Here is a 12,548-nt window from a genome sequence, read left to right on the forward strand (position 1 = left end):
TCGATCACCGTCGGGTGGTCTTGCAGTAAGGGCGAACCGAGGGCCGGATCACCGGAAGAAAGGTGTGGTACCGCCGTTCCACAATTGTTCGGTGACGTCGTGAAAGCAGACAAGCGTCACCGGGTCGTCACTTCGGCGCAGGATGGACTGGCTGACCAGTGCGTGAACGGTGGTCCCGTCGGAATGGACGAGATCGACCGGTGCGGTGGCGCAGTCTTGGAGGTATTCGACGGCAGCGCGCCCGGTGGTCGTTTCGTCGAGGACGAGGATTTCGGACACCGGGCGTCCACGAAGTGATTCGAGAGAGCGCCCCAGCATCTCCTCGAACGCTGTGTTTGCGTGGACGACGGTCCCGTCGTGCTCTACTGCCAAAACAGGGATCGGCAGGCGCTCGAGCAGGACCAGGGCGGGCAGTTGTTCCAGGTAGCCCATCGGAGAATCCGGGACAGGCTGCCGTCTATCCCCGTGTTCTGCCTCTGCGCTCACTGACTAATCCTTTCAAGCAGTGTCTGTGCCGTCTGTGCCCGTCTGACGTATCGGACGACGTTTCGCAGCACTATTCGTTGCAGGAACGGCCAACGGCCGGGATCGGTCAAGGCTATCCGCGCAGTCTACGGATCGAGTTCCATTAGCACTGTGATCTGGGCCATTCACACTGTGGTTTCGTATGACCGCCCCGGACCCATCCAAGTGATCCGCGATCGCTCGGCTCGGAGTACTTCGACCTCCGGAACGGGGACGTCGAACTTTCCACCCCATTCTCGGATACAGGACATGCCCCGCACAACCTCTTCCTGCAGGTTCCGCTGGAGGATCAGAAGAAAATCGGATTGAGACTCCCCGGATGTAGATCGGGAGCCTAGGTCGGTAGACCGTTTGCCGGGGCACCGTAGCCGGTCGTCGACAGTGCAGGATTGCGTACGTCTATGAGGGAAACGGGCAATGCACGTTCGGCCCGCTCGGTGAACGGGGTGCTTCTGTCGCGGCTTGACACTCAACAGCGAGAAGTGGGTGAGGGGCTCGCGGTAGATCGTGTCGACGTAGTCGGTCAGGTCCGGAACGAATCCGAGGACGTTGGTCCCGACCAGCAGGCTTGCACGGGTATCCTCCGCAGTGAGTATTCTTGCCATTCAAGTACCGAAAACCTCTATACAAGAGTCGATTTCACGTATACGAGCGAAGGCCGCTGCATGGTTCCAGATCTCTCACGGAGTCTTGTCGCTGTTCCGCGGATCGTGGAGGTAGATCTGCCCGACACCACATACCCTGCCGGAATCTGTCGTGCTGATGACTGAAAGGTCACTGTCGGACGAAAGACCTTCCAACGGAGCAATTTCGAATACCGTGTCGGTTCCTGCGAATGGTCGACGATCGAAGGAAGCGCTACGAAGACCCGCCGCTGACCCAGCTGCCGCTGGACCCTTGACAGTTACTGACCGACGGCATCGAATGGGGTTCCTCAGGCCAGGGTCGTATCGACCCGTTGGGTAGTGAAACCAACGATGCACTCGTCCTGGAGTCGCTTCGGCGTAGTCTCGACATCAGGTAAACCGTTGCGCGAGAACCTGACCCACCAAGTTCCGATATCCCTCGATATGTGGCGATTCGCGCAAGTGCCGGTGCCAGAGCAGCGAACCCGATACCCCCGGAACGGGGCAAGCGTTCGCGCTCATCGCGCATGGGAAGCGACTCGGGAATTGTTTAGGCAAAAACTTGGCTCAGTCCAGAAAAGTAGGTAATAGTGGATATGTGCGGTCCATGTCGGAGTACGCCGAATTGCTGCGTGGGGCTGAGCTTCGCGTGACCCGTCCGAGGGTCGCGGTCTTGGAAGCCGTCCGCGCGCGTCCGCATGCCGACACGGAGACGATTTTCGGTGCCGTGCGTACGGAGCTGGAGGGTGTTTCCCGCCAAACCGTGTACGACGTGCTCAATGCGCTGACCGCGGTGGGGTTGGTGCGGCGAATCCAGCCGCCCGGCTCTGTTGCTCGCTACGAGTCGCGGGTCGGCGACAATCACCATCACGTCATCTGCCGGTCCTGTGGCGTCATTGCAGACGTCGACTGTGCAGTCGGCGAGGTCCCCTGTCTGACCGCATCCGACGATCACGGTTTTCTCGTCGAGGAGGCCGAGGTCATCTACTGGGGGCTGTGCCCCGACTGTGTTTCATCGACCGTTCGGCAGCCACACCCATGATCAGTGCTCTATCCACCCACACCCCGGAAGGAATGCTGTGCCTGAGAACACCCGGCCTGTAGAAGAGGCCCAAGCGGGATCTGCGGAGAATGGTTGCCCCGTTGGGGCCGGTCGCTTCAAGTACCCCACCGAAGGTGGGGGGAATCGCGACTGGTGGCCGAACAAGCTCAACCTGAAGATTCTCCAGCACAACCCTGCCGTGGCCGACCCGATGGGCGAAGATTTCGATTACGCCGCCGAACTCGAGACCCTCGATGTCGATGCCCTGAGCAGGGACGTCGACGAGGTGATGACGACCTCGCAGGAGTGGTGGCCTGCCGACTACGGCCACTACGGACCGCTCTTCATCCGAATGTCGTGGCACGCCGCGGGCACGTACCGCATCAAGGACGGTCGCGGAGGCGCGGGGTCTGGCATGCAGCGGTTCGCGCCGATCAACAGCTGGCCCGACAACGCGAGCCTCGACAAGGCCCGTCGGCTGCTGTGGCCGGTCAAGAAGAAGTACGGCAAGAAGATCTCGTGGGCCGATCTGATCGTCTTCGCCGGCAACCGCGCCTTGGAGTCGATGGGATTCAAGACCTTCGGCTTCGGATTCGGCCGAGTTGATGAGTGGGAGCCCGAAGAGGTCTACTGGGGCCCCGAAACCACCTGGCTGGGCGACGAGCGCTACACCGGTAAGCGCGATCTCCAGAATCCGTTGGCAGCGGTCCAGATGGGTCTGATCTACGTGAACCCGGAGGGGCCCAACGGCAACCCGGACCCGCTCACGGCGGCGACGGATATCCGGGAAACGTTCCGCCGCATGGCAATGAACGATGTCGAGACGGCGGCTCTGATCGTCGGCGGCCACACCTTCGGCAAGACCCACGGCGCTGGTCCGGCCGATCTGGTCGGACCCGAGCCCGAAGCTGCACCGCTCGAGGAGCAGGGCCTCGGCTGGAGGAGCTCATTCGGCACCGGTGTGGGTAAGGACGCGATCACCAGCGGCATCGAGGTTGTGTGGACACCCACCCCGACCAAGTGGGACAACACCTTCCTGGAGATCCTCTACGGATACGAGTGGGAACTGACCAAGAGCCCCGCCGATGCCTACCAGTGGGTCGCGAAGGATGGCGCCGGCGCCGGCACGATTCCCGACCCGTTCGACAAGTCGGCGGGCCGCGCCCCGACCATGCTGACGACCGACCTCTCGTTGCGGATTGACCCGGTCTATGAGCAGATCACCCGTCGCTGGTTGGACCACCCGGAGGAGCTCGCAGAGGAGTTCGCCAAGGCCTGGTTCAAGCTGATCCACCGCGACATGGGTCCCGTCGTTCGCTACCTCGGGCCGCTCGTTCCGCAGGAGACGCTGTTGTGGCAGGATCCCATTCCCGCCGTGACGCACGACCTTGTCGGCCCAGACGACATCAAGGCACTGAAGAGCCAGATCCTGTCGTCGGGTCTGACCATCTCGCAGCTGGTTTCGACGGCGTGGGCGGCTGCGGCATCGCATCGTGGTAGCGACAAGCGCGGCGGTGCCAATGGCGGGCGTATCCGCCTTCAACCGCAGAGCGGGTGGGAGGCCAACGAGCCCGACCAGCTTGCGCAAGTGGTGCGAACCTTGGAGGGAATCCAGGAATCGTTCAACTCCGCCCAGGCCGGGAACAAGAGGGTTTCGTTCGCTGATCTGGTGGTGCTTGGTGGGTGTGCTGCGGTGGAGCAGGCCGCCAAGAACGCCGGGCACGACGTGGAGGTTCCCTTCTCTCCGGGACGCGGCGACGCGACCCAGGAGCAGACCGACGTGGAATCGTTCTCCGTGCTCGAGCCCAGTGCGGACGGCTTCCGCAACTACTTCGGGAAAGGCAACCCACTACCGGCCGAATACCACCTGGTCGACAAGGCCAACCTGCTGACCCTCAGCGCTCCCGAGATGACTGTCCTCGTCGGTGGCCTGCGAGTTCTGGGCGCAAACCACAAGCAGTCGAAGCTGGGCGTGTTCACCTCGACCCCCGAATCGTTGACGAACGACTTCTTCGTCAACCTGGTCGACATGGGCACGAAGTGGGCGCCGACGTCGGCCGACGACGGCACCTACGAGGGCCGGGACCTTGCCACGGGTGAGTTGAAGTGGACCGGCAGTCGCGTCGACCTGGTCTTCGGTTCGAACTCGCAGTTGCGCGCTCTCGCCGAGGTGTATGCCGGCGACGATGCGAAGGAGAAGTTCGTGCAGGACTTCATTTCTGCGTGGGACAAGGTGATGAACCTCGACAGGTTCGACCTCGCCTGATCGAGGTGGGTGATCGGTCAGAGGGCCGATCACCCACGGCCTGACCCCGCACTCGGCGAGCTGATTCTCCGCTGGGTGCGGGGGGGCTGCCTGCAACCACTACAGCAGTCACCGCGGCGTGGTCGCGGGCAGATCGAGCCGTAGCCGTGCACCGCCGAGTGGACTTTCGGTCAGTTCGGCGGTGCCCCCGTGGAGCGACGCCTGTTGTGCGATGAGCGCGAGGCCGAGTCCCGATCCGTCGGGGTGAGCGGACGATCCCCGCGCGAATCGTTCGAACAGCGTCGCTCTTTCGTGTTCGGGTATACCGATCCCGTTGTCGTCGACTGTGATTGTGCTTCCCTGGCCATCGTTCCCGGCGACGGTGATCGCGATCCGATCTGCACGTCCGTGTCGCACCGCGTTCGTGATCGCGTTCTCGAGCACGAGACGAAGCCCCGATGGCAGCCCGCTTATCGGCAGCGACGTCGGTGCGGACAACTCGAGGGCCACGTCCGGCAGGCGCCGGGACGCCTCCTGTACGCAGCGGTCGGCAAGTTCCACGAGGTCGAAGTCTTCGTGATCGGAGGCTTCGAACAGTTCTCCCACGGCCAGGCTCTCCAGGTCGGTGAGCGTCGCCTCGATCTGCCGTTCCGTTGCACGGAGTTCGTGCAGGATCTCGGTGCGTTGCTCCTCTGTGAGACGCATCGTTGCCAGGACTTCGAGGTCGGTGCGCATCGACGTGAGGGGCGTGCGCAACTCGTGGGCCGATACTGCGGCGAAGTCCCGAGCTGCGCCGAGTGCCTCCTGGGTTCGGTTCTGGGCCTTACCTATTCGTTGGAGCATGAGCCCGATCGCATCGGCTAGTTCCTCCGCCTCGCGGGCCCCCCGGATATCCGGTAGCGCGGCAGGCGGCTCGTCGCCGACGCTGTGCGTGGCAGTGGCGAGGAGCTCGAGAGGTCGTACGGCCCGACCGGCGAGTAGCCAGCCCAGACCGGCCGCGACGGCGATGGCCGCGAGCGACACTCCCGCTACCTGCCACTGCCGCTCCCGAATCGCACGGCTGAGGGTGTCCGCAGGAACCGAGATCTCAACGAAACTGCCGCTCATCCCCGTGATGGGAACTTCGCGCAAACGCACGTCCCTGCCGTCGATGACTCCCTCTCGTACCGAATCGTACGAGAGCGGATTGTCCAGCGTGCCGGGTGTGACGATGGTATATCGTTGTGCTGCCACGGTGGGAGGGCTGACCGCTATCCCGTCGGGGGTACTGAGCGACACCGAATCCAGGGTGTGATCGAGCTGCTCGGACCCGTTGACTCGTAGGAAGACTGCGAATACAACACCAATCGCGGCGATGACGATAGTGGCGGCCAGCGCGGAAACCAATGCGACGCGGGCACGCAACGACAGCGAGCGGCGACGCGTACTCACGGCTGCTCCCGCAACACGAACCCGACGCCGCGAACGGTGTGCAGTACGCGGGGCATCCCGCGGGCCTCCAGCTTCTTCCGTAGATAGGTGACGAAGACGTCGACGACGTTGGTGTCGGCGTCGAAGTCGTAACCCCACACCAGCTCCAGCAACTGGACGCGGCTGAGCACGATCCCCACGTTTTCCGCGAGTACGGCCAACAGGTCGAACTCCCGTTTGGTGAGTTCGACGCGCTCGCCGCCGACGTGGACTCGCCGTCCCGGAAGGTCCACTTCGAGCGCGCCGACCGTGACCGTTCCCGCCGGTGCCGGGGTGCGGGGTACCCGGCGCAACAGTGCACGTAGTCGAGCGGCCAGCTCACCGAGTTCGAACGGTTTGGTCAGGTAGTCGTCGGCGCCGGCCTCGAGTCCCGCTATCCGGTCGCCGACAGTACTGCGCGCGCTGAGTACGCAGACCGGAACGTCGTTACCCATCGCCCGGAGCGCTGTGACCACACCGACGCCGTCGAGCACCGGCATGTTCACATCGAGCACGATGGCGTCCGGCCGCGACTCGGTGACAGCCCGGAGCGCGGAGGCTCCGTCTTCAGCGGTCTCGAGTTCGAAACCGGACAGTCGGAGCCCCCGCGTCAGGGAGGACAAGACCTTGGGGTCGTCGTCCACAAGAAGGATGCGGGCACTGTCAGTCATGCGCTCCATGATGCCTGCATCCCCAGGCGCTAGCAGGGATTCACGGCGTGGATCGACTGGCCGGGAGTGACCTCGACGAGGTTCCAGTCGCCGTCGAGTCCTGGGCTCGCCCCGGTGATCTCGACTGCGACCCCATCCTCCACGCTGTACTTCTGGATGGTGCCGTCAGGGTACATGAGCTGTATCTGACCTGCGCCATCTATAGGTTCGGCGTACCGAATCTCCCCGTTTTCGAAGTCGAAATTCTGGATGATGCTGTCGGGCTGCACGATATGTGCCTCCCCGGAGGGGATCGCCCGTTCGATGTATTGGCAGCCTTCGCGATCAGGTGCTGCCGCCTGGGCAAGTGAGCCGATCGCTGTGGGGGAGCTGCTACCGATCGGACTTTGGGCCCAGGCGACGCTGGGAACCGCAATTGCGGCCGCACCGAGGCAGGCTGCGGCGACAGCGACTCGGCGTCGAGTCGGGTTGATGAAACTGGCGAATCTCATGTGCTGACTCCTCGTTCGTGTGGGCCCCCATGGCTTCCACACCGAAGAAGTTATGCGCCCAAAACTGCCCTCCCATTGGTGGATTCTTAGAGATCGATGAGAATGACATTTTCTCGGCCCCGGCCCCGGCCCCGGCCCGGATTCGGGCGCCGCTGCCGCTCATCCCGCAACTCTGACGACTTCAGGCCATGGTGTGGCGCCCCCGGCGCCGTCGTCGATCGATCGGGGTGGCGACCCGCGGGCGTGCAAGCAGCACTGCTATTGCCGTCGTAAGGGGAACCGACAGCGCGAGCGCGATACCGCCCACCGCGGATCGGGCGATCTCGACCGCGACTGCATCGCCCGTCAACACGTTCGTGACGGAGTCCCCCGAGACGCTGAAGAGCAGGAGCAGCGGCAGCGCACCGCCGGCGTATGCGAGTACCAGCGTGTACACCGTGCTGGCGATGTGATCACGTCCCACTCGCATCGAGGCCGCGAAGACGTGCCGACGGGAGGCCGACTCGTTCATCGACGCAATCTCGAACGCGGCCGACGCCTGGGTGATCGTGACGTCGTTGAGCACGCCGAGTGACCCGATGATGAAGCCGGCCAGCAGGAGTCCGGTGATGCTGACCTGTTGGACGTAGGCCTGGACGTTGACGTTCTGTTCCTCGGAGAGGCCGGTCAGCCGGGTTATTCCGATCGCGGCGGTGGACAGCACTGCAGCGACGAACATCGACGCGAGAGTTCCAAGTAATGCGGAACTCGTCCGCAGATTCACCCCGTGCGCCAAGTACAGCACTACGTAGAGGATTGCCGCCCCCGACACGAGCGCCACGGGCATTGCGGGTTTGCCGTCGAGCAGTGCGGGCAGGGTGAAGATGACCAGCACGCCGAACGCGAACCCGAGCCCCACCAGTGCGCGCAACCCACGCCATCGAGCAACGACGACAATCGCCACGACGAACAACGCGACGACGAGTGTCAACGACAGTCCCCGCGCGTAGTCGTTGAACGAGTAGGTCGGGGTGCCGGTCGAATCCGTCTGTCGGACAAGGCGGATGTGATCGCCAGCTGCCAGGTTCGGCCGGCCGGGTCCCGGCACGATCTCGAGTAGTGTCCGGGTTCCCTCGTTGGGTCCGGACTCGATGGTGACCAAGCTTCGTTGGCAGTCGATGCTGCCGCCGGTCGTCGGGGGCGGTGCGGGATCGCCCGAGAACGCCCGCCCCGCGGACGGGCTGCCGCACGGCGCCAGGTCCTGCTCGACGACCGTCCCGGCTTCGGTTGTGACGGCCTGACCGTCGGCGTTCCGGAACGGCAACGGGATCTCGACGTGCTCATTACTCGGCCACAGGATCGCAGCTCCGCCTATGACGGCGATCGCAATCGCGACGAGAATCCCGACGACAATTCGGGCTGCGGTCGGACCGACCGGTGCCGGTCCTTCGAAATGTCCGTGACCGTGACCAGCAGGCGGGAGGCGTGGACCGCGCTCTCCGCTGGGGGACAGCTGCGCTGTCATCGGCATTTTCTCCGCACCAGGCCAGGCTAGCGGGAAAGCGCTTAGAGGTGGACACCAGGGATTTGGAGTGGTCCAGCACGCCGCTCGGCTCGACATACGACACGCCTGGGATCACGTTGAGCGATCCCACATGAGTGCCCCGGGTCGGATCGATGACCAGCAGTGCCTCGGTTCCTTCCGCAAGAAGGATGCGGGCACTGTCAGTCATACGATCCATGGTGTGTATGCATCCGCGGGCTCTAGCAGGGATTCGAGCCGTGGATCCGGTCGGGGTTGATCTCGACGATGCGGTGGTCGCCACCGGCTCCGGGGCCTGTATCGGTGATCTCGACTTCGACCATGTCGTTCGGGCTGTAGTCCCGGACGGTGCCGTCGGGGTACATGATCTGCATCTCGCCGGGGCCACTCCCCGGTTCGGCGTACCTTATCTCCCCGTTTTCAAAGTCGAAATTCTGGACGGTGCCGTCAGGCTGCACGATATGTGCCCGCCCCGAGGGGATCGACTCTTCGAAGGATGGGCAGCCTGCGCGGTCGGGTGCTGCCGCATGGGCAGCAGCGCCGATCCCTGCTTGGGAGTTGCCGAGGGTCGGACTTTCGGCCCAGGCGACGCTGGGAACCGCTAGCGTGGCGGCACCGAGGCAGGCTGCGGCGACAACGGCTCGGCGTCGAGTCGGCTTGTCGAAACTGGCGATTTTCATGGATGGACTCCTTATTCGTGTGGGCCTCTGTGGCTTCCACACCGAAGAAGTTATGCACCCAAGACTGTGGACCGATTGGTAGATCCTTAGAGATCGATGAGGGTCACGGCGGTCCGTACGGGCGCTCTGGCACCCGTACGAACCGGCATCCGCAAATCAGGCTGCGCTGAGCAGGGGCTCGACGATCTGCTCGGCAATGGCAAGCCGAGCCTCGGCCGGGATGCGGGCTTCGTGGGCGCGGCGCATTGCCATGGCGAGTCGATCAGCAGTCTCGTTCAGCAGGTGTCCGTTGTGCCCCCGAACCCACGACAGGCGTATTTCGCGGCCACGCATCGCCTCGTGGATACGGTCCACCGTTGCCCTCACGTGGCCCGTCGCACGCAACGGCTGCTTCGTCCGAACCGCACCGAGGTGCGCGAGCGAGGCCTTGCTGTCGGTGAGAATGTGCAGTCGGCGATCAGGGAACCGCGCAATGGCAAGCTCGATCGCGAGCAATTCGCCTTCCAAGACCGTAGCGACGTTGGGGATCATCCTCTGGTAGCGGACGCCGTCCTCGCTGACACAAGCCACGCCGACTCCCCGGCGGCGCGACTTGGATGCGTCGGTGGCGACCCTCAGTTCCGGCAGCGCCGCGATCCGCTCGAGCTCTCGCTCCTCGCGCGCGGCCTCACGGTCACGGCGGTCGGCGTCGAGGACCTCGAGTGCTGCGAACGAAAGATCCAGGATCGCGCCGCGCGCGACCCCGACGATCGTCACCGTTGGGAAGAGATCGATTACGGCGCTGATCTCCTTGCGGAGCGTGTTGTCGGTGATGTGAAGGAGGATGGGTTCCGACGTAGCGGCCGAGATCTCGAGGAGCAAGGTGAAGGCATCGATGCCGGCCCCATAGTAGGACGCATCGCTCGCGTCGTCGTAGACGAACAGGCGGGTCTCGACTGCGTGGTCGGACCGCCATACGGCGACCGCGCGGGCAAGTTCGATTCGTGCGCCAGGGTTTCTGCGGATGTGGATGACTGCGAGCACTGTATCTCCTTCTGATCGAGGTTTGGAGTGTTGGACACATTGCCCGAGATGTACGACAAAGGGGCGAAATTGTCTGATAACCCCCGTTATCGGCAGAGTCATCAAGTCGAGTTCCCGCGGAGATCCTGTATCGGTTAGATTTCTCGAGCGGCCACACACGGGGGCTGTCGGTCAGCGAGAGGGGGTGCGTTACATGCAGCAGGCCAGTTCGTCTTCGACGCTCCTGCTTACCAAGCGGGATATCGCGACTCTGGCGAAGGTGAAGCGTCCGGTAGTAACGACATGGGCGAGACGATCCCGTAGCGGCGATCTTCCCTTTCCGCACCCGGTGGCTGTCGACGGACGGATCGAGAAGTTCGACGCCGCCGAGGTTGCCGAGTGGATTCAGACGCGCGGGCTGGGCAACAACGACTCGTTTGCCCGCGACGTCGCAATGCATGCGGTGTTCGAGCACGCTTCCGGGCTCGAGTCGGGCGTGGTTGCCGACGGCATCACTGCGCTGCTCTGCGTCAAAGCGTTGCTCGGGGAGCAGCTGGGTGACCTCGATTCGGACGAGCTGCTCGACGAGGTCGACGAGCTCGACCCAGATGACGAGTTCCTCTACTCCGAGGTCGACGCGCTGGGCGATCACCTCCTTGTGGTCGCCTTGCACGTCGATCGGATGGCCGATGCCGCATTCACCCCGGCTCAGGCGTTTGAAGCGCTGATGGCCAGGAGGTTCCGGGAACAGTGGTCGGCTCTTGCGGAAACCACACTCACGGCCGGCGCTGTGACGCTGTGTGCGCGGATGGGCGTGGCGTTGGCGCCGGACCAGCATCCCCTGTTCGTCGATCCTGCTCCGGACAGTGCAGATCTGCTGATCGCCATTCGTGAGGCTCTGCCCGAATACAGCGATCTGACTGTCATGACCGGGGCGGCCGACACCGTGGGGGCGCGACGGGCGCGACGGAGGTTGGCCGTACATCGGGCGAGGCGAATTGCACCGCCGGACAGCGGGTTCGCAGACGGGTTCAGCCTCGACCGGCCGACGATGTTCCTGACGCAGTACCCGTCGCCGTCGACGATCGACTACACCGACGGTCAGATGCTGGGCGAGATCGACAACATTGCCATGCAGATGGGGCCGGGCCAGCGTGCGGTGATCATCGGTCCGGCCAGTGTGCTCGTCGACGAGCTGCGTGATCGCGAGTGTGAGTCGATCCGCTCGGGGTTGCTCCGGTCAGGGCATCTGCGTGCAGCGATCCGGCTACCGGAAGGGCTGCTGACTGCACGCCCCGGCCGGTCGATGGCACTGTGGGTTCTCGGTGCGGTCGACTACTCCGTACCTGCCACGGAACGGCACATGGTGCTGGCCGATCTCGGTGGTGTCGAACTGTCTGACGACGTGATCGACGGCGTACTGGCCGACGTCTCGGCGGCGATGGGGTCGTCGCGCGAGGTTCGGGCGCACGCCTTCCGGTTCGGTTACGCGCGTCGGACATCGGATCTGCTGGCGGAAGCCGGTGCGCTGACCGCCCTTCCACGCGTTCACCGTTTGCGTCCTGAGCCCGCGGAGAGTGCCGCGCGGGTACTCGAACTGGTGGGTACCGCCGATGCCGCCGCGACCAGAGTCGAGACGGGACTGGGCCTGCGCGTCGAGTACCGCGACGCGGACGGTAGGCGAATGTCGACGGCAGGCGAACTGGCGGACGCCAAGGAACTGCGCGTGGTACCGGGAAACCGCCTCGATCCCGAAGACATCGACCCGGGTGGCACCGTGTCGGTGATCGGAGTGGACGAGGTGTACGGGCGTCGGGCGGTCGGTAGCAGGGGGATCGACCGCCTGACGTTTACGACGAATTACGCCAGCGGCCGATATACCGAGCCGGGCGACATCGTGTTCTGCACCGGTTCTACACCCGGTGCCCTTGTCGATCACGAAGGCGCGTCGGTGGTGCAGTGGCCGGCGCGGATCCTGCGTATCACTGATCCGCAAAGTTCGGGTCTGATACCGGAATTCGTTGCACAACACATTCGGGTGCGGGGACCTGCAGAGAGACCGCCCGGCGCGATCCGAGCCGGGTCGGCGTGGCGGCGGTGGGAGATTCCACGGGTGCGCCCGGATCAAGTGGCTGCGGTCACGGCGGCCATGGATGACCTTCGGGCTCGCCGTACCGCCGCCCGCAGGCTGCTCGACACCCTCGAAGACTTGACCACCACGCTGGTGGACGGTGTGGCGTATGGTGCGCTCACCCTGGCACCGGCACCAGAGACCGTCACAGAGAAAGGCTGACG

Annotated in this window: 11 protein-coding genes; 3 read left to right on the top strand and 8 right to left on the bottom strand. The window is 64.2% G+C overall.

Annotation, left to right across the window (positions count from 1 at the left end):
• Positions 1-48: 48 nt before the first annotated feature.
• Entirely contained in the window at positions 49-432 is a 384-nt protein-coding gene (locus tag AB0I57_RS01670; protein ID WP_358333035.1) for a PAS domain-containing protein, read from the bottom strand.
• Between the two features lie 218 nt (positions 433-650).
• Positions 651-1,130, bottom strand: coding sequence for a hypothetical protein (locus tag AB0I57_RS01675; RefSeq protein ID WP_358328915.1), 480 nt, complete (start codon positions 1,128-1,130; stop codon positions 651-653).
• Positions 1,131-1,749: 619 nt separating this feature from the next.
• Here AB0I57_RS01675 and AB0I57_RS01680 point away from each other — a divergent pair.
• Positions 1,750-2,193, top strand: a complete 444-nt coding sequence (locus tag AB0I57_RS01680; protein ID WP_358328917.1) for a Fur family transcriptional regulator — start codon at positions 1,750-1,752, stop codon at positions 2,191-2,193.
• Between the two features lie 37 nt (positions 2,194-2,230).
• Positions 2,231-4,459 carry a catalase/peroxidase HPI gene (gene katG / locus AB0I57_RS01685; protein ID WP_358328920.1) on the top strand — a complete coding sequence of 743 codons (2,229 nt, stop codon included), beginning with the start codon at positions 2,231-2,233 and terminating at the stop codon, positions 4,457-4,459.
• A gap of 108 nt (positions 4,460-4,567) precedes the next feature.
• Here katG and AB0I57_RS01690 read toward each other — a convergent pair whose 3' ends face one another.
• From AB0I57_RS01690 to AB0I57_RS01715, 6 genes are all read right to left on the bottom strand, one after another.
• On the bottom strand, positions 4,568-5,869 hold the full coding sequence (locus AB0I57_RS01690; protein ID WP_358328923.1) for a HAMP domain-containing sensor histidine kinase: 1,302 nt from the start codon (positions 5,867-5,869) through the stop codon (positions 4,568-4,570).
• Positions 5,866-6,567, bottom strand: a complete 702-nt coding sequence (locus AB0I57_RS01695; RefSeq protein WP_358328926.1) for a response regulator transcription factor — start codon at positions 6,565-6,567, stop codon at positions 5,866-5,868. Before AB0I57_RS01695 ends, AB0I57_RS01690 begins: the two co-directional genes overlap by 4 nt.
• A 20-nt stretch (positions 6,568-6,587) precedes the next feature.
• Entirely contained in the window at positions 6,588-7,049 is a 462-nt protein-coding gene (locus AB0I57_RS01700; protein WP_358328929.1) for a hypothetical protein, read from the bottom strand.
• 181 nt (positions 7,050-7,230) lie between these two features.
• Positions 7,231-8,553 (bottom strand): YibE/F family protein, encoded by a 1,323-nt coding sequence (locus tag AB0I57_RS01705; RefSeq protein ID WP_358328932.1) that lies wholly within the window; start codon positions 8,551-8,553, stop codon positions 7,231-7,233.
• A 239-nt stretch (positions 8,554-8,792) separates the two neighbouring features.
• Positions 8,793-9,251 carry a hypothetical protein gene (locus AB0I57_RS01710; protein ID WP_358328935.1) on the bottom strand — a complete coding sequence of 153 codons (459 nt, stop codon included), beginning with the start codon at positions 9,249-9,251 and terminating at the stop codon, positions 8,793-8,795.
• 156 nt (positions 9,252-9,407) lie between these two features.
• Positions 9,408-10,274, bottom strand: a complete 867-nt coding sequence (locus AB0I57_RS01715) for an RNase H family protein (protein WP_358328938.1) — start codon at positions 10,272-10,274, stop codon at positions 9,408-9,410.
• A gap of 193 nt (positions 10,275-10,467) precedes the next feature.
• On the opposite strand from AB0I57_RS01715, the gene AB0I57_RS01720 reads away from it, so the two are divergent.
• On the top strand, positions 10,468-12,546 hold the full coding sequence (locus tag AB0I57_RS01720) for a hypothetical protein (RefSeq protein WP_358328942.1): 2,079 nt from the start codon (positions 10,468-10,470) through the stop codon (positions 12,544-12,546).
• Positions 12,547-12,548: the final 2 nt, after the last annotated feature.

This window comes from Rhodococcus sp. NPDC049939, assembly GCF_040656415.1.
Taxonomy (GTDB): Bacteria; Actinomycetota; Actinomycetes; order Mycobacteriales; family Mycobacteriaceae; genus Rhodococcus_F.